The sequence below is a fragment of the Antarctobacter aquimaris genome, from assembly GCF_900184945.1.
In the GTDB taxonomy this organism is placed as follows: Bacteria; Pseudomonadota; Alphaproteobacteria; order Rhodobacterales; family Rhodobacteraceae; genus Maliponia; species Maliponia aquimaris.
Map to the genome: position 1 here is coordinate 109,825 of NZ_FXYF01000005.1, position 24,090 is coordinate 133,914.

The 24,090-nt window shown below is 67.9% G+C and carries 30 protein-coding genes; 21 read left to right on the plus strand and 9 right to left on the minus strand.

The annotated features are described in order from the left end of the window. Nucleotides 1-135: 135 nt before the first annotated feature. From MAA8898_RS10665 to ispH, 5 genes are all read right to left on the minus strand, one after another. A complete protein-coding gene (locus MAA8898_RS10665; RefSeq protein ID WP_094021001.1) occupies nt 136-759 on the minus strand; it encodes a trimeric intracellular cation channel family protein in 624 nt (207 codons plus the stop codon). Then, nucleotides 756-1,208, minus strand: coding sequence for a ribonuclease HI (gene rnhA / locus MAA8898_RS10670; protein ID WP_094021002.1), 453 nt, complete (start codon nt 1,206-1,208; stop codon nt 756-758). The genes MAA8898_RS10665 and rnhA overlap by 4 nt, the downstream gene beginning before the upstream one ends. Beyond that, the gene (locus tag MAA8898_RS10675; RefSeq protein WP_094021003.1) at nt 1,201-1,791 is read right to left on the minus strand and encodes a class I SAM-dependent DNA methyltransferase; all 591 of its coding nucleotides are present in this window, start codon (nt 1,789-1,791) and stop codon (nt 1,201-1,203) included. The genes rnhA and MAA8898_RS10675 overlap by 8 nt, the downstream gene beginning before the upstream one ends. Before the next feature lie 83 nt (nt 1,792-1,874). Continuing rightward, complete coding sequence (locus tag MAA8898_RS10680; RefSeq protein WP_094021004.1) at nt 1,875-2,327, minus strand: DUF3429 domain-containing protein; 453 nt, start codon at nt 2,325-2,327, stop codon at nt 1,875-1,877. Between the two features lie 187 nt (nt 2,328-2,514). Beyond that, nucleotides 2,515-3,471, minus strand: a complete 957-nt coding sequence (gene ispH, locus MAA8898_RS10685; RefSeq protein WP_094021005.1) for a 4-hydroxy-3-methylbut-2-enyl diphosphate reductase — start codon at nt 3,469-3,471, stop codon at nt 2,515-2,517. Between the two features lie 183 nt (nt 3,472-3,654). On the opposite strand from ispH, the gene MAA8898_RS10690 reads away from it, so the two are divergent. Continuing rightward, nucleotides 3,655-4,485: a cobalamin B12-binding domain-containing protein gene (locus MAA8898_RS10690; RefSeq protein WP_176445124.1), complete on the plus strand. Its 831-nt coding sequence runs from the start codon at nt 3,655-3,657 to the stop codon at nt 4,483-4,485. A gap of 54 nt (nt 4,486-4,539) precedes the next feature. On the opposite strand, the gene MAA8898_RS10695 is transcribed toward MAA8898_RS10690, so the two are convergent. Beyond that, nucleotides 4,540-5,112, minus strand: coding sequence for a LabA-like NYN domain-containing protein (locus MAA8898_RS10695; RefSeq protein WP_043142294.1), 573 nt, complete (start codon nt 5,110-5,112; stop codon nt 4,540-4,542). A 137-nt stretch (nt 5,113-5,249) separates the two neighbouring features. On the opposite strand from MAA8898_RS10695, the gene folK reads away from it, so the two are divergent. The 8 genes from folK (at nt 5,250) to acpS (ending at nt 12,148) form a co-directional block, all read left to right on the plus strand. Then, nucleotides 5,250-5,813, plus strand: coding sequence for a 2-amino-4-hydroxy-6-hydroxymethyldihydropteridine diphosphokinase (folK, locus tag MAA8898_RS10700; protein WP_094021007.1), 564 nt, complete (start codon nt 5,250-5,252; stop codon nt 5,811-5,813). Between the two features lie 106 nt (nt 5,814-5,919). Further along, nucleotides 5,920-6,273 carry a DNA-directed RNA polymerase subunit omega gene (gene rpoZ, locus MAA8898_RS10705; protein ID WP_094021008.1) on the plus strand — a complete coding sequence of 118 codons (354 nt, stop codon included), beginning with the start codon at nt 5,920-5,922 and terminating at the stop codon, nt 6,271-6,273. 25 nt (nt 6,274-6,298) lie between these two features. Next, entirely contained in the window at nt 6,299-8,437 is a 2,139-nt protein-coding gene (locus tag MAA8898_RS10710) for a RelA/SpoT family protein (RefSeq protein ID WP_094021009.1), read from the plus strand. Nucleotides 8,438-8,454: 17 nt separating this feature from the next. Then, nucleotides 8,455-9,099 carry a DUF2062 domain-containing protein gene (locus tag MAA8898_RS10715; RefSeq protein ID WP_094021010.1) on the plus strand — a complete coding sequence of 215 codons (645 nt, stop codon included), beginning with the start codon at nt 8,455-8,457 and terminating at the stop codon, nt 9,097-9,099. A gap of 184 nt (nt 9,100-9,283) precedes the next feature. Next, the gene (locus MAA8898_RS10725; protein WP_094021012.1) at nt 9,284-10,036 is read left to right on the plus strand and encodes a pyridoxine 5'-phosphate synthase; all 753 of its coding nucleotides are present in this window, start codon (nt 9,284-9,286) and stop codon (nt 10,034-10,036) included. Between the two features lie 119 nt (nt 10,037-10,155). Next, a complete protein-coding gene (locus MAA8898_RS10730) occupies nt 10,156-10,989 on the plus strand; it encodes a 2OG-Fe(II) oxygenase (protein ID WP_094021013.1) in 834 nt (277 codons plus the stop codon). Between the two features lie 96 nt (nt 10,990-11,085). Beyond that, nucleotides 11,086-11,544 carry a hypothetical protein gene (locus tag MAA8898_RS10735; protein ID WP_094021014.1) on the plus strand — a complete coding sequence of 153 codons (459 nt, stop codon included), beginning with the start codon at nt 11,086-11,088 and terminating at the stop codon, nt 11,542-11,544. Nucleotides 11,545-11,746: 202 nt separating this feature from the next. After that, a complete protein-coding gene (gene acpS / locus MAA8898_RS10740) occupies nt 11,747-12,148 on the plus strand; it encodes a holo-ACP synthase (RefSeq protein ID WP_094021015.1) in 402 nt (133 codons plus the stop codon). Here the strand turns inward: acpS and MAA8898_RS10745 are convergent, their stop codons facing one another. Then, a complete protein-coding gene (locus tag MAA8898_RS10745) occupies nt 12,149-14,647 on the minus strand; it encodes a right-handed parallel beta-helix repeat-containing protein (protein WP_176445125.1) in 2,499 nt (832 codons plus the stop codon). A 177-nt stretch (nt 14,648-14,824) separates the two neighbouring features. On the opposite strand from MAA8898_RS10745, the gene lepB (MAA8898_RS10750) reads away from it, so the two are divergent. From lepB (MAA8898_RS10750) to rnc, 3 genes are read left to right on the plus strand one after another with little or no spacing between them, the layout of a single operon-like run. Further along, nucleotides 14,825-15,658: a signal peptidase I gene (lepB, locus tag MAA8898_RS10750; protein WP_094021017.1), complete on the plus strand. Its 834-nt coding sequence runs from the start codon at nt 14,825-14,827 to the stop codon at nt 15,656-15,658. Between the two features lie 10 nt (nt 15,659-15,668). Continuing rightward, complete coding sequence (gene lepB / locus MAA8898_RS10755) at nt 15,669-16,637, plus strand: signal peptidase I (protein ID WP_094021018.1); 969 nt, start codon at nt 15,669-15,671, stop codon at nt 16,635-16,637. Beyond that, a complete protein-coding gene (gene rnc / locus MAA8898_RS10760) occupies nt 16,634-17,311 on the plus strand; it encodes a ribonuclease III (RefSeq protein ID WP_094021019.1) in 678 nt (225 codons plus the stop codon). Before lepB (MAA8898_RS10755) ends, rnc begins: the two co-directional genes overlap by 4 nt. 1 nt (nt 17,312) lies before the next feature. Here the strand turns inward: rnc and MAA8898_RS10765 are convergent, their stop codons facing one another. Next, entirely contained in the window at nt 17,313-17,933 is a 621-nt protein-coding gene (locus tag MAA8898_RS10765) for a thermonuclease family protein (protein ID WP_245853359.1), read from the minus strand. Between the two features lie 181 nt (nt 17,934-18,114). Here MAA8898_RS10765 and MAA8898_RS10770 point away from each other — a divergent pair, with 181 nt between their 5' ends. The 3 genes from MAA8898_RS10770 (at nt 18,115) to MAA8898_RS10780 (ending at nt 20,313) form a co-directional block, all read left to right on the plus strand. Further along, on the plus strand, nt 18,115-18,993 hold the full coding sequence (locus MAA8898_RS10770; protein ID WP_094021020.1) for a DMT family transporter: 879 nt from the start codon (nt 18,115-18,117) through the stop codon (nt 18,991-18,993). Between the two features lie 82 nt (nt 18,994-19,075). Next, complete coding sequence (gene era, locus MAA8898_RS10775) at nt 19,076-19,984, plus strand: GTPase Era (protein WP_094021021.1); 909 nt, start codon at nt 19,076-19,078, stop codon at nt 19,982-19,984. Then, nucleotides 19,981-20,313, plus strand: coding sequence for a DUF1491 family protein (locus MAA8898_RS10780; RefSeq protein WP_094021022.1), 333 nt, complete (start codon nt 19,981-19,983; stop codon nt 20,311-20,313). Before era ends, MAA8898_RS10780 begins: the two co-directional genes overlap by 4 nt. Here the strand turns inward: MAA8898_RS10780 and MAA8898_RS10785 are convergent. After that, nucleotides 20,219-20,899 (minus strand): Pr6Pr family membrane protein, encoded by a 681-nt coding sequence (locus tag MAA8898_RS10785; protein WP_176445126.1) that lies wholly within the window; start codon nt 20,897-20,899, stop codon nt 20,219-20,221. The two genes, MAA8898_RS10780 and MAA8898_RS10785, sit on opposite strands and share 95 nt — an antisense overlap. Between MAA8898_RS10785 and MAA8898_RS27070 the strand changes: the two genes are divergently transcribed. From MAA8898_RS27070 to MAA8898_RS10810, 6 genes are all read left to right on the plus strand, one after another. Beyond that, on the plus strand, nt 20,898-21,029 hold the full coding sequence (locus MAA8898_RS27070) for a hypothetical protein (protein ID WP_281252864.1): 132 nt from the start codon (nt 20,898-20,900) through the stop codon (nt 21,027-21,029). The genes MAA8898_RS10785 and MAA8898_RS27070 overlap by 2 nt on opposite strands. Before the next feature lie 82 nt (nt 21,030-21,111). After that, nucleotides 21,112-21,843: a DNA repair protein RecO gene (gene recO / locus MAA8898_RS10790; RefSeq protein WP_094021023.1), complete on the plus strand. Its 732-nt coding sequence runs from the start codon at nt 21,112-21,114 to the stop codon at nt 21,841-21,843. A gap of 69 nt (nt 21,844-21,912) precedes the next feature. Continuing rightward, a complete protein-coding gene (pgsA, locus tag MAA8898_RS10795; RefSeq protein ID WP_094021024.1) occupies nt 21,913-22,578 on the plus strand; it encodes a CDP-diacylglycerol--glycerol-3-phosphate 3-phosphatidyltransferase in 666 nt (221 codons plus the stop codon). Then, nucleotides 22,578-22,823: a molybdopterin converting factor subunit 1 gene (moaD, locus tag MAA8898_RS10800; protein WP_094021025.1), complete on the plus strand. Its 246-nt coding sequence runs from the start codon at nt 22,578-22,580 to the stop codon at nt 22,821-22,823. Before pgsA ends, moaD begins: the two co-directional genes overlap by 1 nt. A gap of 5 nt (nt 22,824-22,828) precedes the next feature. After that, nucleotides 22,829-23,272 (plus strand): molybdenum cofactor biosynthesis protein MoaE, encoded by a 444-nt coding sequence (locus tag MAA8898_RS10805; RefSeq protein ID WP_094021026.1) that lies wholly within the window; start codon nt 22,829-22,831, stop codon nt 23,270-23,272. A gap of 50 nt (nt 23,273-23,322) precedes the next feature. Then, complete coding sequence (locus MAA8898_RS10810; RefSeq protein ID WP_094021027.1) at nt 23,323-24,090, plus strand: FCD domain-containing protein; 768 nt, start codon at nt 23,323-23,325, stop codon at nt 24,088-24,090.

Sequence of the window (24,090 nt, forward strand, 5' to 3'; positions counted from 1 at the left end):
CTTGCGGCGGGGGGTGAAGCGAGGGGGGTGCTGCGCACGTTCGGGGCAAGCCCCTCACCCCTCGCGCTCCCCGAGGTATTTTGCAAACCAAAGAAGCCCGGGCGCGCCCTTTGCGGGGCGGCTGGTTTGCACTGGTCAGCGGCTGCGCGGCGGGCGGGGCCGGTAGACCGGGAGTTTCCAGCCCAGCGCCAGCGAGCCGGCGCGCAACCCGATGGTGACGACAGCCGCCAGCGCGGCGGTCAGCGCGGGCGGCGCGCCCAAGGTGTCGGCGACGACTGTGGCCAGCGAGCCGGCCAGCGCGCAGGTGACGTAAAGCTCACCCTGTTTCAGCACCAGCGGCACCTCGTTCGCCACCACGTCACGGGCAAGGCCACCCGCGCAGCCGGTGGCGATGCCCATGACCAGCACCACCTCGGCCGGCATCCCCATCCGCTGCGCCACGCCGGACCCGGCGGCGACCGCGATGCCGAGGGCCAGCGCATCGAGCCAGTAGATCGCCTTGAGCCGGCTTTCGATCAGGTGGGCGGTGAAGAACACCAGCACCGCCGCCCCGGTGACCACGGCGAGGTAGGTGGGATCGGCGATCCAGATCGGCGTGCGGTCCAGCAGCAGGTCCCGCAGGGTGCCGCCGCCGAGGCCGGTCAGCCCGGCGAGAAAGGCGAAGCCGACGACATCCAGCTGTGCGCGGCTGGCCACCAGCGCCCCGGTCAGGGCAAAGACCAGCGTCGAGGAATAGTCGAGCAGGACCAGCGGCATCATGTTTTGAACGGCGCCATGCCTGCGCGGGCGAGTTCGTCGGCGCGTTCGTTTTCAGGGTGGCCGGCGTGGCCCTTGACCCATTTCCATGTGACGTCGTGGCTTTTCTGCGCCTCGTCCAGCCGCTGCCAGAGTTCGACGTTCTTGACGGGTTTCCTGGCGGCGGTCTTCCAGCCATTGCGTTTCCAGCCGTGGATCCAGCCAGTGACGCCGTTCTTGACGTAGGCGCTGTCGGTCACGACGGTAATGCTGGTCGGGCGGGTCAGGCTTTCCAGCGCGTTGATCGCGGCGAGCAGTTCCATCCGGTTGTTGGTGGTCTGCGCCTCGCCGCCGCTGAGTTCGCGCTGCTTGACGATCTCGTCGCCCTCCATGGCGCGCAGCAGCACACCCCAGCCGCCGGGGCCGGGATTGCCGGAACAGGCGCCGTCGGTATAGGCGAAAAGCTCAGGCATGGGCGGTCACCGAGATCCAGGGGGCGACGACACCGTCGAGGCCCATGTCCTGCCCGCGCCGGAACGGGCCGGGGGTGAGGCCGGCGTCTTGCAGCAGCGTCGTGAGGGCGGCTTCGGAGTAATAGGTGTAGAGGCGGCCGAGGGCGTCGCGGCGTTCGCCTTCGCCCTCCTTGACCGCGATGTGCAGCAACCCGCCCGGGGTCAGCGCGCGGGCGATGGCCGACAGGTGGCGCGGCATGTCGGCGCGCGGCGCGTGCAGCAGGCTGAAATTGGCCCAGATGCCGTCGTAGGCGGCCTGCGCGTCGAGATCGTCAAAGCTGGCCTGGCGGGCGGTGACGCCGGGGCGGGTGGCGGCGAGGGTCGCCATGGCTTCGGAGGCATCCCAGGCCTCGACCCGCAGCCCGGCGGCGGCCATGTGGGCGGCCGACAGGCCGGGGCCGCAGCCGAGGTCGAGCACCTTGGCCTGTGGCGGCAGCGCGGCGATGAAGGCCGCCAGCGTGGCGTCGGGCGCGTCCGAGCCGGTGAGGCGGGCGTAATCCTCGGCCCGGGTGTCGTAGAGGCGGATGGTGTCGGGATCGGTCATGGCTGCCGGTGTTGCCTTTTCCCGGCGGGCTCCGCAAGGGGCGGCTGTCGCCCCGGCGCATTTGCCGGGTGGGGCCTGCGGCGTCAGGACAGCGGGATCACCGCGAGACAGGCCAGCACGAGGGTGGTCAGCAGGACCCGCAGCCGCATCCACCAGGGCGGCGCGAGCCCCCAGCGCCAGAAGGCGAAATCGAGCAGCAGGAGACCGAGAAAGCCGAAGATCAGGTTCAGCGCGGCGGTGACTTCGCCGCCGCCGGTGGTGAAGAAGGCCCAGAGCGCCGGGATCACCGAGAGCGCATAGCCGGTGGTGGCCTGCCCGCCCTGCGCCTTGGTGGCAAAGCCCCAGAGCACGCCGGACATGAAGGACAGGATCACCGCGCCGTAGAACAGCGCGACATAGGGGCCGACAAAACGCGGGCCCAGCGTGGCAAGGCCAAGGTCGTAGGCGGCGGGCACATGGATCGTCAGCGCGCCCCAGGCAAAGGGCAACACGCCGGCAAGGCCGAGCAGCAGGGCGGAGCGGGGGATCTGGGACATGGGCGGCACCGTGGCGGTCTGGGTTGGGTCGGAAGCGAGGGGAAGGCTTTGCAGGCACGGGGCGGGCCCCTCACCCCTCGCGCTCCCCAAGGTATCTAGAGCCGGAAGATGCGGGGTCCCGGGCGCGTCAAGGGACGGTGGGCGGGGCGATGTTCCGGCCTTGCGCCGGGACGAGCGTCGTCCTCCGTCACGCCGGTTGGCGCAGGATGCGCGGCACCTTGAATTCGACGCGCTCCTGCGCCGTCTCGACCATTTCCACCGTCACGTCATAGCGGGCGCGAAAGGCGCCGATCACCTCGTCGATCAGCACCTCGGGCGCCGACGCCCCGGCGGTGATGCCGACGCTGCGCACGCCCTGCAGCGCGCGCCAGTCGATGTCGGCGGCGCGCTGCACCAGCTGCGCGTAGTCGCAGCCGGCGCGGCGGCCCACCTCGACCAGGCGCTGCGAGTTCGACGAATTGGGCGCGCCGACCACCAGAAGCGCCTCGGCGCGCGGCGCGATCGCCTTGACCGCCTCCTGCCGATTCGTCGTGGCGTAGCAGATGTCTTCCTTGTGCGGGCCGACAATGCCCGGAAATTGGGCATTCAGCGCCGCGACGATCTCTGAAGTGTCATCCACCGACAACGTCGTCTGCGTCACGTAGGCAAGACGATCCGGATCACGAACCCGTAATCCGGCCACGTCCGCGACCGTCTCGACCAGCAGCACCTCGCCCGCCGGCAGCTGCCCCATGGTGCCCACCGTCTCGGGGTGGCCGGCGTGGCCGATCATCACCATCTGCAAGCCGTTCTCGTGGTGGCGGGCGGCCTCGATGTGGACCTTGGAGACCAGCGGGCAGGTGGCGTCGACGTAGATCATTTCGCGCCGGGCGGCCTCGGCGGGGACGGACTTGGGCACGCCGTGGGCGGAAAAGATCACCGGGCGGTCGTCCGGGCATTCCGACAGCTCCTCGACAAAGACCGCGCCCTTGGCCCGCAGGTCGTCGACCACGTATTTGTTGTGCACGATCTCGTGCCGGACGTAGACCGGCGCGCCCCACTTCTCGAGCGCCATCTCGACGATCTTGATGGCGCGGTCGACCCCGGCGCAGAAACCGCGCGGCGCGGCCAGGTACAGCGTGAGCGGCGGCAGAGTGTCAGACATACCTGCATTCCTTCGTCATCTTTGATTTACAGACCTAGATCGCGGCGCGCGGAAGGTCCAGCCCGGCACCTGTCCACTCCGCGTGACAGCGGGATCGTGACCGGAAGATTCGAGCAAAAAACGCGGAAGTATCATGCACTTCGTTAACGGCCGATGTACAGTGGCGCATGGGGATATGTGCACATGATCGACTTTGACGAAGCCTTCTTTCAGCGTGCCGAGGACCGCGCGGCGGCCTTGCAGGCGCAGCTGTCCGAACCGGCGCTGGAGCGGCTGGCGCGCGAGGTCGTGCGGCGGCTGACCAGCCGGACCGCGCGCGACATGGACAGCGCCGACGCCGAGCATCCGACCGACACCGACATCCACGTGCTGTGCGAGGCGCTGCTGCACCGAGACCCGGGTGTCGCGCTCGGGATGGTGCAACGGTTGCAGGCGCGCCACCTGACGCTGGAGGTGATGTATGGCCGCTACCTGGCGCCGGCGGCGGAACGGCTGGGCGCGATGTGGGATCACAGCCGGATCAGCTTTGCCGAGGTCACGATGGGCGTCAGCCGCATCTTCGAGCTGGTGCACAAGCTGCGCGCGGCCCTGCCGCCGCCCAAGATCACCAAGCAGGACCAGGTGCTGTTCGCCAGCGTCCCCGGCGAGACCCACAGCCTGGGCGTCGAGATGGCGGCCGAGCTGTTCCGGCAGAAGGGCTGGGACGTGGAGGTCATCGTGGGGGCCTCGCATGGCGAGATCCTCGACCGGATCGAGCGTACGCGGCCCCCGGTGGTGGGGCTGTCGTCGGGCGGCAAGCAGACCGCCGAGGCGCTGGCCCTGCTGATCCATGCGATACGGGCTGTCGACCTGGACATCTACGTCATCGTCAGCGGCGTGATCGTCAAGGAAGCGCCGGACCTGCTGTCGCTGGTCCAGCCGGACAGCGCGGTCGCGACCGTCGAAGAGGCGCTGGCCACGATGGATCGGCTGACCGCCGCGCATGAGGGGTTTGAGGAGAAAGCGGCGGAGTGACGCCGCCTTCGCCTGTCGTCCTGCCCGCGCCCGCCGAGGCGGACGCGGCCTGTGTCACTTGCTCGAGGCGACTTCGAAGTTGCGTTCGACCTGGGTGTCCCGCGGGGGACGGCCGATCACTTCGCGCAGTTCGTCGAGTTCGATGAAGTTGTCGGCCTGGCGGCGCAGTTCGTCGGCGATCATCGGCGGCTGCGAGCGGATGGTCGAAACCACCGACACGCGCACCCCCTGGCGTTGCAGGCTTTCGACCAGCGGGCGGAAGTCGCCATCGCCGGAGAACAGCACGATGTGATCGACACGCGGCGCCAGTTCCATGGCATCGACCGTCAGCTCGATGTCCATGTTGCCCTTGACCTTGCGACGGCCCTGGCTGTCGGTGTACTCCTTCGCGGGCTTGGTCACCATGGTGAAGCCGTTGTAGTGGAGCCAGTCGACCAGCGGCCGGATCGGCGAATACTCATCGTTCTCGAGCAACGCGGTGTAGTAAAAGGCACGCACCATCTTGCCACGACGGGCAAACTCCTGCCGAAGCAGCTTGTAGTCGATATCAAACCCCAGCGCCTTGGCCGCGGCGTAGAGGTTCGACCCGTCTATGAACAGGGCGAGCCGTTCATCCTTGTAAAACATCAAATTCCCTTTCGTCCAATGCCCGCCCAAGGTTCGTGAGTGCAAACGTTGTGGCGAGAAGGTGCAGATAAGACTATTGCTTTTGTCGCGAGTATCAAGTCAGGCGGACGTCTCTTAAGAATAGTTGAATTAGGCGGATGGCACAAGAATTCCTGATTGCCCTAGGGTCAAATCTCGGCTCGGTCGCGGGCGACACCGCGGGCACGCTGACGGCCGCCCTACGGGCGCTTGCGACGCATGGTTTGCGGCTGCGCCGGGTCAGCCGGTTCTACGCGACGCCGTGCTTTCCGCCCGGCGCGGGGCCGGACTACGTCAACGCCTGCGCCGCGATCGACGCCGAACTCACCCCGGCCGAGACGCTGGACCATCTGCACGCCGTGGAGGCGGCGTTCGGCCGCGAGCGGCGGCAGCGCTGGGGCAGCCGCACGCTGGACCTGGACCTGCTGGCCGCCGGCGACACGGTGCTGCCGGACGCGGCGACGCAGGCCGAGTGGCGCGCCCTGCCCGCCAAAGATCAGGCGCGGCGCGCGCCCGCCGAGCTGATCCTGCCGCATCCGCGGATGCAGGAACGCGGATTCGTGCTGGTCCCGCTGGCCGACATCGCGCCGGGCTGGCGGCATCCGCTGCTGGGCGCGACGGTGGCGGAGATGCTGGCGGCGCTGCCGGAGGCCGACCGCGCGCAGATCGAGCCGCTGCGCTGAGACGCCCCCGGGGCAGGAGCGGCGGCGAGAACCCTTGTAAATCCGGGCTGGCCGCGTTATGTCGGCGTCTTCTGAGGCCCCCTATCCCAAGACTACGGAGCATTCCATGGCCCGCGTGACGGTAGAAGATTGCGTTGACAAGGTTCCCAACCGGTTCGAACTGGTGATGCTGGCGGCACACCGTGCGCGCGAGATCTCTGCCGGTGCGGCGATCACGATCGACCGCGACAATGACAAGAACCCCGTTGTCGCCCTGCGCGAGATCGCGGAAGAGACCCAGTCGGCCGAGGAGCTGCGCGAGCGCCTGATCGAGTCCAACCAGACCCAGATCGAGGTGGACGAACCCGAAGAGGACGCCATGGCGATCCTCATGGGCGCCGAATCGGACAAGCCGCAGGATGACGACATGTCCGAGGAAAAACTGCTGCGCGCGCTGATGGAGGCCCAGGGGCAAGGCTGACCCTGGAGCGACGGGGTGACGTGCCATGATCTCGGCAGAAGACCTCGTTGAGCTTGTCCGGAACTACAACCCCAAGACCAATGCCGCGCTGATCACGGCAGCCTATGACTATGGCCTGGCGATGCACGCCGGGCAGACCCGCAAGTCGGGCGAGCCGTATTTCTCGCACCCGGTCACGGTGGCGGCGATCCTGACCGAACAGCAGCTGGACGATGCCACCATTATCACCGCGCTGCTGCACGACACCATCGAGGACACGCGGTCGACCTACGAAGAGGTCCGCAAGCGATTCGGCGAGGAGATCGCCGACCTGGTCGATGGCGTCACCAAGCTGACCAACCTGCAGCTGTCGTCGTCCGAGACCAAGCAGGCGGAAAACTTCCGCAAGCTGTTCATGGCGATGTCCAAGGACCTGCGGGTGATCCTGGTCAAGCTGGCCGACCGGCTGCACAACATGCGCACCATCAAGGCGATGAAGCCGGAAAAGCAGGTCCAGAAGGCGCGCGAGACGATGGAGATCTTTGCCCCGCTGGCCGGGCGCATGGGCATGCAGTGGATGCGCGAGGAACTGGAGGACCACGCCTTTCGCGTGCTCAACCCCAAGGGCCGCGACAGCATCATCCGCCGCTTCATCACGCTCCAGCGCGAGACCGGCGACGTGGTGCAGCGCATCACCAGCGACATGCGCCACGAGCTGGACAAGGCCAAGGTCGAGTCCGAGGTGTTCGGCCGCGCGAAAAAGCCCTATTCGATCTGGCGCAAGATGCAGGAAAAGCAGGTCGGCTTTTCCCGGCTGTCGGACATCTACGGATTTCGCGTGATCACCCGGTCCGAGGCGGACTGCTATACCGCGCTGGGGGCGATCCACCAGCGCTGGCGCGCGGTGCCGGGGCGGTTCAAGGATTACATCAGCCAGCCCAAGACCAACGGCTACCGCAGCATCCACACCACCGTGTCGGGCCGCGACGGCAAGCGCGTCGAGGTGCAGATCCGCACCCGCGAGATGCACGAGGTCGCCGAGACCGGGGTCGCCGCGCACTGGTCCTACCGCGACGGCGAGCGGGCCGAGAACCGCTTTGCCGTGGACCCGGCCAAGTGGATCGTGTCGGTCACCGAACAGTTCGACGCCGAGGAAGACCACGACGCCTTCATGGAGGCGGTCAAGCTGGAGATGTATTCCGACAAGGTGTTCTGCTTTACCCCGCAGGGCGACGTGGTCAAGCTGCCGCGCGGTGCGACGCCGATCGACTATGCCTACGCGATCCACACGCGGATCGGGTCGCGCTGCGTCGGCGCCAAGGTGGACGGCATAAGGGTGCCGCTGTGGACCCGGCTGCGCAACGGCCAGTCGGTCGAGATCCTCACCGCCGAGGGACAGGCGCCGCAGGCCACCTGGCTGGACATGGCGACCACCGGCAAGGCCAAGTCGGCGATCCGCCGCGCGCTGCGCGAGGCCAACAAGGAACGCTACGCCAAGCTGGGCCACGAGCTGGCGCGCGCCGCCTTCGAGGCGCGCGGCAAGAAGGCCACCGACAAGGTGCTGGAAAAGGCCGCGGCGACGCTGCGGCTGGAGGATGTCGAGACGCTGCTGGCGCGGCTGGGCAGCGCCGAGCTGACCACCAGCGAGGTGGTCGAGGCGGTCTATCCCAACCTCGCCATCAAGGACGACGGCGTGATCGAGGCCGCGCGGGCGGTGGTCGGGCTGGAACTGGGCCAGGGCTTCGAGCGCGCCAAGTGCTGCCAGCCGCTGCCGGGCGAACGCATCGTCGGGCTGGCGCATCGCGGCCGCGGGGTGGCGGTGCACGCCATCGACTGCGCCGCGCTGGCCGACCACGAGGACCACCCGGAACGCTGGCTGGACCTGCATTGGGCCGAGGGCAAGCACCCGGCCGTCTACACGGTGTCCCTGGAACTGACCATCGGCAACGACGCCGGTGTCCTGGGACGGATTTGCACATTGATCGGCGAGACGAAGGCCAATATCTCGGACCTGAACTTCATCGACCGGAAACCGGATTTTTACCGACTCATGATGGATGTGGACCTGCGGGACGCCGAACATCTGCATTCCCTGATCTCCATCCTGGAGGCGGAGAGCAACGTCGCCTCGGTCGAGCGGCGGCGTGACCCGGGCCTCGAGACGGTCCCCGCCGCGGCGGAGTAACACGGGAAGGGAAGGCCTTGGTCTTCAAGAGACGCGACAGGCGGCCTGTCTGGCGGATCGTGCAGGAGGCGCTCTGGCCGCGCGGCGGCTGGGGCCGCGCCGCGCGCTACGTCCGGCTGCGGCTGAACCGGCTGCCCGACCCGCCGCACCGGATCGCGCGCGGCATCTTTGCCGGCGTGTTCACCACCTTCACGCCGTTCTACGGGCTGCATTTCGTCACCGCCGCGCTGATCGCCTGGGTGATGCGCGGCAACATCCTGGCGGCGGTGCTGTCGACCTTTTTCGGCAACCCGCTGACCTATGTGCCGATCGGCGTCATCTCGATGAAGACCGGCTACTGGCTGCTGGGTTTGCAGGGCAACCCGGACCACGGCAGCCTGGGCCGGAAGTTCGTGCATGCGGGCGATGACCTGTGGCGCAACTTCGTCGCGCTTTTCACCCCGGACCAGACCGACTGGACCGGGCTGATGATCTTTTACGACGAGGTGTTCTTTCCCTACATGATCGGCGGGATCATCCCCGGGATCGTGGCGGGGATGGTCTGCTACTACGTCTCGCTGCCGGTGATCACCGCCTTTCAGAACCGCCGCAAGGGCGTGATCAAGGCCAAGCTGGCGGAGCTGAAGGCCAAGAAGAAAAAGATTGGCTCGCAGCCGAAGTGAGGATGTCGAGGGGGCTGGGGGCGCTGCCCCCGCCGCGCTGCGCGCGACTCCCCCGGAGGTATTTGGACCAAGAAGAAGCCCGGGGCGCGGCGCGGGCGGCGGCCGGGGTTGTCGAGAATCCGGTTTTCTTTTTCGCGGCGGGCTTCTACCTCTTGCGGCACTGCGAGAAGGGGAGAGCGCGACCATGACATCCTATGCCGGAAAGCTGCGCCTTGGCGTCAACATCGACCACGTGGCCACCGTGCGCAACGCGCGCGGCAGCGCCTATCCCGACCCGGTGCGCGCCGCCCGGATCGCCGAGGAGGCCGGCGCCGACGGCATCACCGCGCACCTGCGCGAGGACCGGCGGCACATTTCCGACGCCGACATCGACCGGCTGATGGAGCAGCTGGCGCTGCCGCTGAACTTCGAGATGGCAGCGACGGCAGAGATGCAGGCCATCGCGCTGCGGCACCGGCCGCACGCGGTCTGCATCGTGCCCGAGCGGCGCGAGGAGCGCACCACCGAGGGCGGGCTGGAGGTGGCGCGCGAGGAGAACCGGCTGGCGCATTTCATCGCGCCGCTGCGCGAGGCGGGCTGCCGGGTGTCGATCTTCATCGCTGCCGACCGGCGACAGATCGAGGCGGCGCACCGGATCGGCGCGCAGGTGGTCGAACTGCACGCCGGGGCCTATTGCGATTTCCACGCCGAGGGCCGGCTCGAGGAGCGCGACGCCGAGCTGGCGCGGATGCGCGAGATGGCGACCTTTGCGCATGGGCTGGGCCTGGAGGTGCATGTCGGGCATGGGCTGACCTATGACACGGTGCAGCCGGTCGCCGCGCTGCCGGAGGTGATGGAGCTGAACATCGGGCATTTCCTGATCGGCGAGGCGATCTTTCTGGGGCTCGCCCCGGCGATCGCCGAGATGCGGCGCCTGATGGACGACGCGCGGGCCTGAGGGCCGCGCGCGGCGCGGCAGAGGCGGAAACCGCGCCGGAGTGCGGATGATTTTCACCATTTTGCTGCCGCAATGCTGGTCTAGACAGCGGCGCAACCGGCATCAGCAGAGGTGGACCCATGCCTGTCATCCCGATGGATCCCGAGACCCTGGCGATCGACGCGGCCGCGGCCAAGGCGGCCGGCGCCGCCGCCGCCGAAACCTACCGCGCGCGCAAGCCCTATCCCTACGGGTCGTTCGACGACTTCCTGCCCGAGGCGGTGCTGGAGCGCGTGTTGCAGGAGATCCGCACCCTGCCCGAGGCCGAGACCATGTTCGACCGGCCGCAGGAAAAGCTGAAGTCGAGCTACCTGCCCGAGCGCCTGCCGCCCTACACGCGCAACCTGTTCTATGTGCTGAACTCGCGCCCCTTCGTGCGGTTCCTGGAGGAGATGACCGGGATACAGGGGCTGATCCCCGATCCCTATTTCGCCGGCGGCGGGGTGCACGTGGTGGCCAACGGCGGGCACCTGGATATCCACGCCGATTTCAACCACAACGCCAAGCTGAACCTGGAACGCCGGCTGAACATCCTGATCTACCTCAACAAGGACTGGCAGAAGGACTACGGCGGGTCGTTCGAGATCTGGAACACCGACATGACGGCGCAGGTCGACAGCTTTTTGCCGATGTTCAACCGCATGTGCTGTTTCAACACCGGGTCCGACACCTGGCACGGCAACCCCGAGACGGTGAACCACCCGGACGGCGAGCCGCGCATGTCGCTGGCGCTGTATTACTACACCGCGACCTGGGACCATACCCGCAAGGCGCACACCACCCTGTTCAAGCCGCGCCCCGGCACGCGCGACCAGGTCGACCGGCAGGTGCGGCGCGCGGACATGTTGCAGGAGATCCTGCCGCCGATCGTTTTCCGCAAGGTGATCGGCCGGTTGCAGCGCCTGGGCTTCTGACCGCCTCGCGGGGCGCGGCTTTGGTCTTGCCTCGCCGGGACGCGCGTGCTTGGCTTTGATCCGGGCGGGCCGTCCGCCCGGCGACCGGAGCCGATCATGACCCGCCCCCTGCTTGCCCTGCCCCTGCTGGTGCTGCCCTCGCTGGCCGCGGCGCAGGACTACGTGGTCTCCGTGCTGGACTGTGACTGGCAGGCCGGCGCCCGGAACATCGTCGAACCCTGGGAGGCCAACACCCGCACCTTTTCCGAGGGCAAGACCCGGCTGGCCATGCTGGACACCATCGAGCCTGCCGCCGGATGGGCCTATGTGCTGGTCCTGTCGCCGCCCTATTCCGAACTGGGCGACCGGCAGTGCAAGGTGATCGGGCTGAACGGCATGGGCTTTGCCGGGATGGATTTCGCGGGTCTGACCGCCAGCTATGACCCGGCCACCGGCCTCAGCTTTGCCCTGCCGGTGGATGTCTACGACTTTGACAGCGGGATGCCGGCGCGCGCGACGCTGGGCTTTACCCTGAACCAGGCGACCGGGGACATCGCCACCCGCCTCACGCGGTGATCCGGACGCTGGTTGCGGTGCTGGCCGTGGCGGCCGGGCGGCTGGAGGGTGGGCGCGCCGGACTCGGGCTCCGCCGGACCGGCGCCGGTGATCGGGCTCTTCTGGTTGACCTTTGGCACGATGGGACGCTTTGTGGCGCGGCAATCGGGGGCGGGGGCCGCGGGGCTGTCCTTCCCCTTGTTCAGCGCATGACGGAGGGATCATGATCCTGGGGATCGGCACCGACCTGGCCAACATCGACCGCATCGCCGCGACGCTGGAGCGGTTTGGCGACCGCTTTCGCAACCGCGTCTTCACCGAGGTCGAACAGCAAAAGGCCGAGCGCCGCGCCGACGTGGCCGGGACCTACGCAAAACGCTGGGCGGCCAAGGAAGCCTGCTCCAAGGCGCTGGGCACCGGGCTGCGCATGGGCATCGCGTGGAAGGACATGGCGGTCAGCAACCTGCGCACCGGGCAGCCGGTGATGCATGTGACCGGCTGGGCCAAGGAACGGCTGGACGCGATGACCCCGCCGGGACACGAGGCGATCATCCACGTCACGCTGACCGACGATCACCCCTGGGCGCAGGCCTTTGTGGTGATCGAGGCGCGGGTGAAGGCGTGATCATTCGAGGTTGTCGCGGCGTTTGACCTCGCCTGCGTCAGGGGCGATGTTGAAGGCACCTTGCTTGTTGAGGAGCAAGTCGTTGCCGATGTAAGTGCCCTTGCCGGTGGCGTCGATCCGAACGCCATGGCGACCGTTGCGGGTGATCACGTTGAACCGCAGCACCGGGTCGCCGCCAGTCAAGACAAAGACGCCATCCAGCGCATTGCCGAAAATCTCGTTGCCCTCCAGTGTCCCGCGCCCGTCGTCATAAACGTAGACCCCGGATGAATTGCCATCGCGGATGACGTTCTTGCGCAGGACCGGGTCGCCTCCGGTGCCTATTCCGACTCCCGCAAGCGCATTGCCGAAAATCTCGTTGCCTTCCAGCGTCCCGCGTCCGTACTTGAAAACAAGGACGCCAGACCGTTTGCCATTGCCGATGACGTTGTTGCGCAGGACCGGGTCTCCTCCGGAAAAAATCGAGACTCCACTACGCCCATTGCCGGTAATTTCGTTGTTCACCAGTGTCCCGCGCCCGCCTTCATGAACAAAGACCCCGTCCATCTTTGCGTCGCGGATGATGTTATTGCGCAGCACCGGGTCCGCTGTCTTGATGATCGACACGACCGGACCGCCGTTCGAGGTCAGATCGCAGGTCTCCAGCACAGGGACCCCTTTGGAAAACTGGACGGCTCCGAAGTCGGCGCTGCCCCTCTGCCGCAGGGTCAGGTTGGCGATGCGGCCGGAGGGCGCGGTCCAGCGGATGACATTTTCATCCTGCGCTTCCCAGATGATCCTGTCGCGGTCACCGACGCCGACAAGCTCAAGCTCCTTGTCCACCTCGACCCCGCCGACATAGGTGCCCGGGTAAATCTCGATCCGCGTGCCGGGTTTCGCGGCCGCGACGGCCTGCGCGATGGCGTCGAAATCCCCGCTGCCGTCCTGTGCCACCTTCAGGGTCTTGGCGTCGGCCTGTGACGGGCCGCGCTCCATGACGATCTGATCCGGCACCGGCAGGTTGATGTCGAGCGTCCGCAGGACCCGCAGCACGTTCAGGGAAATCGTGTTCGTGCCGTCGCGTTTCGCTGCGTCAAGCGCGTCCACGAGGTCCTGCGTGGTGCGGGTTTCCACGCTCCCGATGCCAAAGACCTTGTCACCTGTCCTGAAGACCGAGTCGCCCGGCGCCGCGGCGACGACGACAATATCGCCCTCGTTGACGAACACGGTGCCGCCGATGCGCAGGGTCTGACCGTCATAGACCGCATCGGCGCTGCCGGCAGGCACGGGCACGGGCGCAGGGACCGGCTTGGGCGCCGCGACCGGCCTCGGTGTCAGGAGCGCCAGCATCGATGTGGCGCTCTGCGCGGCCGCGGTCCCGGGAAAGCGTGCCAGGATGTCCTGCAACAGCGGGCGCTGTTGCGCCGCGTCGCTCTCCTTGAGCGCCGCCAGCAGCAGGTCGGTGGCCTGTTCCTCGGTCGTCTTCGGCTTTGGCGCCATCAGTGCCAGCGCGTTGCGCGCGCTGGCCGCCGCGCGGCTGTCGGGAAAGTCCGTCAGCACTGCCTGCAAGGCGGCGCGCCGCGCCGCTTCGTCCGGGGCCTGGAACGCCTCGGTCAGCGCCGCCTGCGCCAGGGACTCGCGGCTGGGGGCCAGCGCGGCGGGGGCGACGGGCGCTGGCGTGAACGGGCGGAACCCCAGCTTTAGCGCCTTTTCGACGGCGGCGATCTTGTGTGCGCTGTTGTAGCCGCCGCGGGCGTTCAGCCCGCCCTGATTGTGCAGGCCGACCACCGCCAGCGTCCGCGAATCCAGCAGCAGCGCCCCGGAAGAGCCCCCTGCCGTCTCGCAGATGTGGCGCAACTGGCTGGCGGTTTCGGGCAGTTCCGCCTGTTCGGGGGCCACCTGGCAGGTGCCCGAGGAAAATTGCAGCGGGTCGCCCCTTGGATGATGGATCATGGTCAGGGCTTCGCGCGGGGTGATGACCTCTTCCATCTGCATCGGGATATGCCCGCCCAGCGCGGCGTTGGCGTCTGCACCGATGATCTGCAGGACCATGGCATCGGTGTCGCGGTCCATCGCCACTTCGCGGGTCGAGACGCGATAGCTGCGCACCTCGTCGGTGAAGTCCTTGGACACATAGCCGAAATTGATCTGCGCCTCGGCCACGATGGTAAATCCCGCGCGCACAAGTGTCGGATCATAAAAGCAATGAACGTTGGTCAGCAGGCGGTTGTCCGGCAGCAGCGCAGCGGTGCAACTGGTCACATGGGGACTATCCAGCAGCTTGGAGCCCCGCGCGGTCTCAACGGTGGCGGGCTTGCCGTCCGGGGTCATCAGGCAGATGTCCAGCCGGCCGATGAAGCCGGCCATCTGCTGCACGTCGTCGGGTGCCTCGCGGATCGGCCGCCAGAAGCCGCCGCGCGCCTGAGCCCCTTCGACCAACGCCTGGAAGGCGCTGCTCTGCGCGTCGATCTCGAAAGAGAACGGACAGTCGTCCTGGGCAAAGACCGGCGGTGCGAGCAATAGCGCGCAGACAAGGGCACACAGACGCGGCAAGACCATGGCAAATCCCTTGTTCATCGACCTGCGGGCAGGCTAGCAGCCGCCCTGCCCCACGGTCAACGCCGCCCCCTCCTGCCTTGACACGCCTTGTCCCCGCGCTCATGAAGCGCCGGACAGGTGAGGCAAAGGGCAGACCACATGGCCAGCGAAGAAAAGAAGGGCGGTCTTGTCGAGACGCTCAAGACCATCGTCTATGCGCTGCTGATCGCGGGCGTGTTCCGGACCTTCCTGTTCCAGCCGTTCTGGATCCCGTCCGGGTCGATGAAGGATACGCTGCTGATCGGCGATTTCCTCTTCGTCAACAAGATGGCCTACGGCTATTCCTACGCCTCCTGCCCGTCGATCATCATCCCGCGGTTCGGCATCAACCTCGACGCGTCCAGGCTGTGCGGCTGGGCCGACGGCGACAACGCGCGCCTGTTCGGCGGCGAACCGCAGCGCGGCGACGTGGTGGTGTTCCGCCACCCGGTCACCGGGCGCGATTTCATCAAGCGGCTGATCGGCCTGCCGGGCGAGCGTGTCCAGGTCAAGAACGGCATTGTCTACATCGAAGACAAGCCGCTGCCGCAGACGCCGGACGGCACATTCGAAGAGATCGCCGCACCGCAGGGCCCGCAGCGCCTGCGCCCGCGCTGCGCCAACGGCACCGTCGGCGACGGCGCGGTCTGCATCAAGGAAAAGCTGGTCGAGACGCTGCCCGAGGGCAAGAGCCACTCGATCCTGAACATCTCGATGCAGGGGTCGGACAACACGCCGGTCTATACCGTGCCCGAGGGGCATTACTTCTTCATGGGCGACAACCGCGACAACTCCTCCGACAGCCGGGTGCCGAATATCGCCAACGGCGTGGGTTTCGTGCCCTACGAGAACCTCGTCGGCCGGGCCGACCGGATCATGTTCTCTTCCGCCGGGCGGTCGATGCTGTTCTTCTGGACCTGGCGCAGCGACCGCTATTTCCAAGCCATCGAGTGACCGGGATCCGATGGGATTCCTGCGCGATGCCCTGGACTGGCGCGGCCTGAGCGGCCGCGCGGTCTTTGCGCTGGCCTGCCTGCCCGTCGCCCTGGTGCTGCTGCTGCAATCCCGCGTCGGGGCGCTGAGCCCCGCAGGCGCGGCTGTCGCGCTGGCCAGCGCGCTGGCAATCCTGCTGTTCTGGGGCCACGCGCGGCGGCGACTGCGGGCAGCGGGCATGTCGGGCTGGTGGATGTGGGGGCTGGCGGTGCCGGTCGTATCGCTGGTGCTGGCGGCCGTGCTGCTGGTCCGCCGTACCCGGCCCGACGCCGCGCCCGGCGCCTATCGCCGGGGCGGACAACGACTGGTCTGGATCCTGGTCGCGCTGCTGGCCAGCCGCGCGCTCTGGGCGCCCTACATCATCCCCACCGGCAGCATGTCCCCGACCCTGCAACCGGGCGACTACGTGGTGACCACGCGCAGCCTGGCCGCACCCCGGCGCGGCGACGTGGTGGTCTTTCGTCACCCGGTGCATCGCACCGACTACCTCAAGCGGGTGATCGGCCTGCCGGGCGACCGCGTGCAGATGCAGGCCGGCCAGGTGATCCTGAACGGCGCGCCGCTGCCGCAGACGGCGCTGGCGGACTGGAGCGAACCCTACCGCGCCACGACCATGGGCACCCGCCCGCGCTGCCTGGCCCCGGTCGCCGAAGGCGCGCCCTGCGCCAAGCACGCCGCCAGCGAAACCCTGCCGGGCGGCCCGGCCTACACCGTGCTGGACATCGGCCCGACCGCCACCGACGACACCGCGCTGGTCGTGGTGCCGCCGGGCCATGTCTTCGTGCTGGGCGACAACCGCGACAACTCGCTCGACAGCCGCGTCGCGCAGGCGCGGGGCGGGCCGGGGCTGGTGCCGCTCGACCATGTTGAAGGCCGCGTGCGGCTGGTGCTCTACTCGCAGGAGGGGCGCCCGGGACGCGTCCTGAGGAGGATCGAATGAAACTGTCCGCAGACCTGACCGTGCTGCAAGAGACGCTGGGCCACAGCTTTCGCGACCCGAGGCTGCTGCGCCGCGCGGTGACCCATGCGTCGATGTCCGGCCCCGGCCGCGAGGACAACCAGCGGCTGGAGTTCCTGGGCGACCGGGTGCTGGGCCTGGTCATGGCCGAGGCGCTGCTGGCGCATGATCCGGGCGCCAGCGAAGGCCAGCTGGCGCCGCGTTTCAACGCGCTGGTGCGCAAGGAAACCTGCGCCGACGTGGCGCGCGAGATCGGGCTGGGACAGGCGCTGAAACTGGGCCGGTCCGAGCAGAAATCCGGCGGCCGGCGCAAGCTGGCGCTGCTGGGCGACGCGATGGAGGCGGTGATCGCCGCGGTTTACCTGGACGCCGGGTTCGAGGCGGCGCGGGCGCTGGTGCTGCGGCTGTGGCACAACCGGATCGCCGAGGTGGACGACGACGCCAAGGACGCCAAGACCGCGTTGCAGGAATGGGCGCAGGCGCGCGGGCTGCAACCGCCCGCCTACGTCGAGACCGCCCGCTCTGGCCCGGACCACGCCCCGGTCTTCACGATCCAGGCGCGGCTGGACAGCGGCGAGACCGCCGAGGCCACCGCCGGGAACAAGCGGCAGGCCGAACAGATGGCGGCCAAGGCACTGCTGGAGCGGCTGGAGTGACCTATGAATTGTCGCGCCGCTGCTGCGCCGTTGGGTACTTGTCCCACAGCTCGGCGCGACCTTGCTGGCGCACGGCCGCCCGCCAGAGCTTTTTTCGGACTCCCTCGGTTTCGAGACCACGGTATTTGCCGCCGGAGTACTTGGGCCAATCCAAGGCCAGGCCTTGTTTCACCAATTCGGCGGACAAATCACGCCCATCGGGTAGCAGGCACCGGGCAACGGTGCGACCATGGGCATCCTCGTCCACGATCTCTGCGGTAATCAGATGCCCCTTGCACAGCTTGACCATGGCCCATTTCGCCTGCTTCCCGTAAGGATGGTCCATCTCGGGCGCATCAATACCGAACAGCCGCAAGCGAACCCTCTCAACGTCAATCGTGTCTCCATCGACGACCCAAGCGCGACCTTTGAGCACCCGCCGCACCGGCGAGGCTTCTCCTGATGGCAGCGGTCGGAGGGAAGGCCGATCGGGGGAGGACGGCGGCGGTCGGAGAGAAGAAAAATCAAGTGGATCCGCCGTCTGGTCTGGCAACGTCGTGTGTTGAGAATGAGAGCTTTTCGATGATTTCCAAACGATCAGAACCAAAACTGCGATACCAAGCAGAAGTACAAATATTTCCAAGTGCTCACTCCCATTCCCGAATGCGTTTCATGCTATCCAATGGCTTGGCGCCGGCGCAAGGCCATTTGCGCAGCCAATGCATTGAAATTGCTCAGTCTCGCCCATTTCCCCAAGGAGCAAACAGACTAGTGAGAAACAACTTTTTCCTGAGCGTCCATGACCGGGCCGGAAACCCGACCACATGACCGACAACGTCAAGGGCGCGCTCTGGATGATGCTGGCCATGGTCGGATTCGCCGTCGAGGACGCCTTTTTCAAGGCCGCCACCGGCGCGGGATGGACCAGCCCCGGCATGGGCACGCTGCAATTCGGTCTGACCGCCATGGCGATCTACGCGGTGATCGCGCGGCGCAGCGACCGTCCGCTGTGGCACCCGGCCTACCTGCAACCGCGCCTGCTGATCCGCACCGGGTTCGAGATCATGGGCCGGCTGTTCTTTGCCCTCAGCCTCGCCTACAACACGCTGTCGCTGACCTCCTCGATCCTGCAGGCCGCACCGCTGGTGGTCATGCTGGGCGCGGCGTTGGTGCTGGGCGAACGGATCGGCCCGCGGCGCTGGGTCGCCATGGGGCTGGGGCTGGTCGGCGTGATGATGATCCTGCGGCCGACGCCCGAGCACTTCACCCCGACCGCCGTCTTTGCCGTGCTGGGCATGCTGGGCTTTGCCCTGCGCGACCTGGCCACCCGGACCGCCCCGGCGCAGGTGCATTCGTCGCAGCTGGGCCTGCTGGGCTTTGCCGTCGTCACCGTGGCGGGGCTGGTGATCCTGGCCTTTGAGCCGGGCCCGCCGCGCCTGCCCACGCCGATGGGCGCCGCCTTCATCAGCGCCACCGCCATCGCCGGGGTGATCGGCTACAGCGCGCTGACCGCCGCCATGCGCAGCGGCGAGGTCGGCGTTGTCGCGCCCTTCCGCTACTTCCGCCTGCTGGTGGCGCTGGTCTTCGCCTTTGCGCTGTTCGGCGAACGCCCGGACGCGATGACGCTGAGCGGCGCGGCGCTGGTGGTCGGCTCGGGGCTCTATTCTCTGCTGCGCGAAAGGCGGCGGCGGCAACGCCGCTGAGCCGCCTGCCTTCTCCGCTCTGGCAGAAGCCGGCAAAACCGGCTAAAGCGCGACCTTGTTCGCAGGAAAGCCAAGCCAGACCATGACCACACGCGCCGGTTTCATCGCCCTCATCGGAGAGCCCAACGCGGGCAAATCCACGCTGACCAACCGCATGGTGGGGGCCAAGGTCAGCATCGTCACGCACAAGGTGCAGACCACCCGCGCCCGCATCCGCGGCGTGGCGATGGAGGGCAACAGCCAGCTGGTCTTTGTCGACACGCCCGGCCTGTTCAAGCCGCGCCGCCGGCTGGACCGCGCCATGGTGGCCGCCGCCTGGGGCGGTGCCGCCGATGCCGACATCATCGTCCTGCTGATCGAGGCGCACCGCGGCATCACCGAGGGGGTGGAAAACATCCTCAAGGGTCTCGAGGGCCTGCCCAGGGGGCGCAGCGTGGTGCTGGCCATCAACAAGATCGACCGGGTCGAGGCCAAGGTGCTGCTGGCGCTCAGCCAGGCGATGAACGACCGATTTGCGTTCGAGAAAACCTTCATGATCTCGGCCGAAAAGGGCTACGGCGTCGACGACCTGCGCAAGTGGCTGGCCGGGAAGGTCCCCGAGGGCCCCTGGCTCTACCCCGAGGACCAGATCGCCGACCTGCCCCTGCGCATGATCGCCGCCGAGATCACCCGCGAGAAACTGACCCTGCGGCTGCACCAGGAACTGCCCTACCAGCTGACCGTGGAAACCGAAAGCTGGCAGGAACGCGACGACGGCTCGGCCCGGATCGACCAGATCGTCTACGTCGCCCGCGACGGCCACAAGGGCATCCTGCTGGGCCACAAGGGCGAGACGATCAAGGCCGTCTCCAAGGCCGCGCGCGAGGAGCTGGTCGAATTCCTCGGCCGCCCGGTGCACCTGTTCCTGCAGGTCAAGGTGCGCGAGAACTGGCTGGAGGAGGCGGAACGCTACTCCGAGATGGGGCTGGATTTCCGCGACGGCAATACATGACGCCACGGCTGACCGCGCGCTTCTGGATCGACGCCTACCTCACCCACCTGCGCCTGCACGACATCCCGGCCTTTGTCACCGCGCATGGCGACGACACCGCCGGCGCGGTGCTGGTCAAGCTCAACACGCTGGACGGGCAGGCGCGCGCCTACAGCCGCAGCTTTGACCTGATGACCGGCGACCGCAGGTGGACGGAACTCACCTCCGGCCCGGACCGGGAGGTCGACGCCGCCATCACCCGCCAGCGCGGCTTTGACCCCGATCTCTGGGTGATCGAGGTCGAGGACCGGCAGGGCCGTCACCTGCTGGACTCCCCCGGACTCGGCTGAGCCGCTGGCCGAGCATCACCGCCCCCAGCCCGGCCAGCCAGAACACCGCACCCAGCACGCCGATCCACATCAGCACCTTCGGCCAGCCGATGAGCGGCGGATCGAGAAAGAAATACGGGTGCCGCCCGTCGATCTCGCCACGGATCAGGGCATAGGCCATGTAGAGGCCGGGCCACGTCAGCCAGAGCGCCGCGTGCCGCCAGGCCAGCCCGGCCTTCGGCGCGAAGGCCGCCCACCACAGCAGCAGCGCCACGGGCACGGCGGTGTGCAGGCCCTGGTCGGTCCACCATCTCAGCCCGGAAAACTCCCGCGCCAGCAGCGTGTGATAGACCACGCCGACGATGACCATCCACAGCGTCAGCCCGGTGATCCAGACCGCGCCCACGCGCCAGCCGAAGGCCACCGCCGTCGCGGTCAGCGCGGTCAGCACGTTGGTCAGGAAGGTGAAATAGCGACCCGTGCGCCAAAGCTCCTGCCACAGCGTCCAGTGCGGACGGCGCTCCAGCCCCACCTGCACGTAGAGACAGAGCGTGACCCAGGCCAGAACGGCAAGACAGGCGGCAAACAGGCGGGCTATGCGTGACATGCCGCCCGTTTACCTTCCCCGCTGCGGCATGAACAAGGGCGGCTCGCGCGGCTTTGATCGGGACCTGGCGCGGGTTACGGCCCTGGACCGCGCCGGCCGCGCCCTGCGCGACGATGCCGCCCGGACCTGACCTGCGGCTTCTTCTTGGTCCAAATACTCATCTGCCCCATCCGCCCCTTGCAACGCCGGACCATTGTGACCAGCCTCGCACCATGGACTGGCGCGACACCGGCATTCTGTTGAGCACCCGCAGGCACGGCGAAACCGCGCTGATCCTCGAGGTGTTCACGCCTTTGCACGGGCGGCACGCGGGCGTGCTGCGCGGCGGCACCTCGCGCAAGCTGGCGCCGCACCTGCAACCCGGGGCGCAGCTGGACCTGGCCTGGCGGGCGCGGCTGGAGGACCACCTTGGCGCCTTCACCGCCGAACCGCAGCGGTCCCGCGCGGCCGCCGCCATGGGCGACCGGCTGGCGCTGGCCGGGCTGAACGCGGTCACCGCGCTGCTCTCCTTCTGCCTGCCCGAACGCGAGCCGCACGCCGCGCTCTACACCCGTACCGAACGGCTGCTGGACCTGCTCGCGCAGACCGACCTCTGGCCGCTGGCCTATCTCAACTGGGAGCTGGCCCTGCTCGAGGAGATGGGCTTTGGCCTTGACCTGACGGCCTGCGCCGTCACCGGGGCGACCGAGGGGCTGGCCCATGTCTCGCCCAAGACGGGGCGCGCCGTCACCGCCGCCGCTGCCGGGGCCTGGGCCGACCGGCTGCTGCCGCTGCCGCCGGTGCTGCTGGGCCGGGGAGAGGCGGGTGACGCCGAGATCGCCCAGGCGCTTGCCACCACGGGATATTTCATGGAACACCGCCTGGCGCCCGAACTGCGCGACAGGCCCCTGCCCGCCGCCCGCGCCGCCTTTGTCGCGCGGCTGCTGACCCGGGCGCAGGGCTGACAGGGACACGACGCCGCGCGCGCGGCGCGGGCCTTCCCCCGCCCCCAAGAACCCGCTAGGAAGACAGCGATGAAAATGACGTTGCCCAACCTCCTGACGATCCTGCGCCTGGTCGCCGCCCCCGGGGTTGCGATCATGTTCCTGTATTTCGCGCGGCCGCTGGCGGACTGGTGCGCGCTGGTGCTGTTCCTGACCGCCGCGATCACCGACTGGTTCGACGGCCACCTGGCGCGCAGCTGGCAGCAGATCACCAAGCTGGGCACCATGCTGGATCCGATCGCCGACAAGGCGATGGTGCTGATCGCGCTCATGGTCATCGTCGGATTTTCCTCGTGGTCTCCGTGGCTTGTCCTGCCGGCCACGATGATCGTCTTCCGCGAGGTCTTTGTCTCGGGCCTGCGCGAATTCCTGGGCACCACCGCCGGAACGCTGAAGGTCACCAAGCTGGCCAAGTGGAAGACCACGGCGCAGATGGTGGCCATCGCCGTGCTGTTTGCGCAGGGCATCTTCGAGCACTATCTTGTCATGTCGAGCATGGGCATGGACGACCAGATCATCCGCCAGGTACTGGACGGCGAGATCCCGGACCACATGGGCCTGCTGTGGAAATACCACGGCATGATCTGGTCCGGCCAGGGCGGGCTGGTGCTGCTGTGGATCGCGGCGGCGTTGACCATGGTCACCGGCTGGGATTACTTCCGCAAGGCCATGCCGCATCTGAAGGAGGATCGCTGATGGACGTGCTGTATTTCGCCTGGGTGCGCGAGCGCATCGGCCTGCCGCGCGAACGGATCGAGACCCAGGCCGCCACCGTCGCCGACCTGGTGGCCGAGCTGCGCGCCCGCGAGGACCGTTACGAGGCCGCCTTTGCCGACCTCAGCGCGCTGCGCGTCGCCGTCGACCAGGAGCTGACCGATTTCGACGCCCCGCTGTCCGGCGCGCGCGAGGTCGCGTTTTTCCCGCCGATGACCGGGGGCTGAGGCCGATGCGGGTGATCGTGCAGGAGGCGCCGTTCGACTTCGGGGCCGAGGCGGCGGGCTTTGCCGCCGGGCGGCACGACATGGGCGCGGTCGTCACCTTTACCGGCATCGTGCGGGACCTGAAGGGCGGCGGTTTGCGCGCGATGGAGATCGAGCATTACCCCGGCATGACGCAGAAGGCGCTGGAAAAGATCGCCGGTGAGGCGGTCGCGCGCTGGTCGCTGGGCGACGTGCTGGTGATCCACCGCTATGGCCGGATGGAGCCGGGCGAGCAGATCATGATGGTGGCGACCGCAGCGCCGCACCGCAAGGACGCCTTCGAGGCGGCCGAGTACCTGATGGACTACCTCAAGTCGCGCGCGCCCTTCTGGAAGAAGGAACAGACCGTCGACAATGCCGCCTGGGTCGCCGCGCGGGACGAGGACGAGGACGCGCTGACACGGTGGTAAGGCGCGCCGGGGTTTGGTAAGAAGTTCTGACCACACCTACGGATTCCAAAATGCCATTCGTCAAGGTCCAGTCCGAAAAGCTGTCCACCGCCGTTGTCCGCCAGATCGAGCTTCTGATCCTGCGCGGCGTGCTGCGTCCGGGCGAACGCCTGCCCTCCGAACGGGACCTGTCCGACCAGTTGGGCGTGTCGCGCCCCTCGCTGCGCGAGGCGGTGGCAGAATTGCAGGAGCGCGGGCTGCTGACCTCCAGGGCCAACGCCGGGATCTTTGTCACCGAGGTGCTGGGCTCGGCCTTTTCGCAGCCGCTGATCCAGCTGTTTGCCAGCCATGACGAGGCGGTGTTCGACTACCTGTCGTTCCGCCGCGACATGGAGGGGCTGGCCGCCGAGCGCGCGGCGACCCATGGCACCGACAGCGATCTCGCCGTGATCGCCGCCGTCTACGCCAAGATGGAAGCCGCCCACGCCAAGCGCAACCCGGCCGAGGAGGCAGGGCTGGACGCCGAGTTTCACCTGGCGATCATCGAGGCCAGCCACAACGTCATCATGCTGCACATGATGCGGTCGATGTACCAGCTGCTGCGCGAGGGCGTGTTCTACAACCGGCAGATCCTGTTCAAACAGCGCACCACCCGCGACACGCTGCTGGCGCAGCACCGCGCGATCAACGACTCGCTTCAGGCGCGGGATGCGGCCAGCGCGCGGGCGGCGGTGGCGGCGCACCTGGACTTTGTCGAGGCGGCCCTGAGCGCCGACCGCAAGGCCGAGAAGAACGAGGCCATCGCCCGCCAGCGGCTGGACCGGGAAAGCGGGCGCTGA

Excerpts from the sequence above, each read along its gene's own strand:
- MAA8898_RS10735 (WP_094021014.1), top strand. The coding sequence starts at position 11,086 with ATGACCCGCCCCCTGCTTGCCCTGCCCCTGCTGGTGCTGCCCTCGCTG.
- MAA8898_RS10805 (WP_094021026.1), top strand. The coding sequence starts at position 22,829 with ATGCGGGTGATCGTGCAGGAGGCGCCGTTCGACTTCGGGGCCGAGGCG.
- MAA8898_RS10690 (WP_176445124.1), top strand. The coding sequence starts at position 3,655 with ATGATCGACTTTGACGAAGCCTTCTTTCAGCGTGCCGAGGACCGCGCG.
- acpS (WP_094021015.1), top strand. The coding sequence starts at position 11,747 with ATGATCCTGGGGATCGGCACCGACCTGGCCAACATCGACCGCATCGCC.
- rnc (WP_094021019.1), top strand. The coding sequence starts at position 16,634 with ATGAAACTGTCCGCAGACCTGACCGTGCTGCAAGAGACGCTGGGCCAC.
- MAA8898_RS10695 (WP_043142294.1), bottom strand. The coding sequence starts at position 5,112 with ATGTTTTACAAGGATGAACGGCTCGCCCTGTTCATAGACGGGTCGAAC.
- lepB (WP_094021017.1), top strand. The coding sequence starts at position 14,825 with ATGGCCAGCGAAGAAAAGAAGGGCGGTCTTGTCGAGACGCTCAAGACC.
- MAA8898_RS10770 (WP_094021020.1), top strand. The coding sequence starts at position 18,115 with ATGACCGACAACGTCAAGGGCGCGCTCTGGATGATGCTGGCCATGGTC.
- folK (WP_094021007.1), top strand. The coding sequence starts at position 5,250 with ATGGCACAAGAATTCCTGATTGCCCTAGGGTCAAATCTCGGCTCGGTC.
- MAA8898_RS10725 (WP_094021012.1), top strand. The coding sequence starts at position 9,284 with ATGACATCCTATGCCGGAAAGCTGCGCCTTGGCGTCAACATCGACCAC.
- pgsA (WP_094021024.1), top strand. The coding sequence starts at position 21,913 with ATGAAAATGACGTTGCCCAACCTCCTGACGATCCTGCGCCTGGTCGCC.
- MAA8898_RS10710 (WP_094021009.1), top strand. The coding sequence starts at position 6,299 with ATGATCTCGGCAGAAGACCTCGTTGAGCTTGTCCGGAACTACAACCCC.
- MAA8898_RS10810 (WP_094021027.1), top strand. The coding sequence starts at position 23,323 with ATGCCATTCGTCAAGGTCCAGTCCGAAAAGCTGTCCACCGCCGTTGTC.
- MAA8898_RS10785 (WP_176445126.1), bottom strand. The coding sequence starts at position 20,899 with ATGTCACGCATAGCCCGCCTGTTTGCCGCCTGTCTTGCCGTTCTGGCC.
- lepB (WP_094021018.1), top strand. The coding sequence starts at position 15,669 with ATGGGATTCCTGCGCGATGCCCTGGACTGGCGCGGCCTGAGCGGCCGC.
- MAA8898_RS10680 (WP_094021004.1), bottom strand. The coding sequence starts at position 2,327 with ATGTCCCAGATCCCCCGCTCCGCCCTGCTGCTCGGCCTTGCCGGCGTG.
- MAA8898_RS10665 (WP_094021001.1), bottom strand. The coding sequence starts at position 759 with ATGATGCCGCTGGTCCTGCTCGACTATTCCTCGACGCTGGTCTTTGCC.
- MAA8898_RS27070 (WP_281252864.1), top strand. The coding sequence starts at position 20,898 with ATGCCGCCCGTTTACCTTCCCCGCTGCGGCATGAACAAGGGCGGCTCG.
- ispH (WP_094021005.1), bottom strand. The coding sequence starts at position 3,471 with ATGTCTGACACTCTGCCGCCGCTCACGCTGTACCTGGCCGCGCCGCGC.
- recO (WP_094021023.1), top strand. The coding sequence starts at position 21,112 with ATGGACTGGCGCGACACCGGCATTCTGTTGAGCACCCGCAGGCACGGC.
- rpoZ (WP_094021008.1), top strand. The coding sequence starts at position 5,920 with ATGGCCCGCGTGACGGTAGAAGATTGCGTTGACAAGGTTCCCAACCGG.
- MAA8898_RS10780 (WP_094021022.1), top strand. The coding sequence starts at position 19,981 with ATGACGCCACGGCTGACCGCGCGCTTCTGGATCGACGCCTACCTCACC.
- rnhA (WP_094021002.1), bottom strand. The coding sequence starts at position 1,208 with ATGCCTGAGCTTTTCGCCTATACCGACGGCGCCTGTTCCGGCAATCCC.
- MAA8898_RS10730 (WP_094021013.1), top strand. The coding sequence starts at position 10,156 with ATGCCTGTCATCCCGATGGATCCCGAGACCCTGGCGATCGACGCGGCC.
- era (WP_094021021.1), top strand. The coding sequence starts at position 19,076 with ATGACCACACGCGCCGGTTTCATCGCCCTCATCGGAGAGCCCAACGCG.
- moaD (WP_094021025.1), top strand. The coding sequence starts at position 22,578 with ATGGACGTGCTGTATTTCGCCTGGGTGCGCGAGCGCATCGGCCTGCCG.
- MAA8898_RS10675 (WP_094021003.1), bottom strand. The coding sequence starts at position 1,791 with ATGACCGATCCCGACACCATCCGCCTCTACGACACCCGGGCCGAGGAT.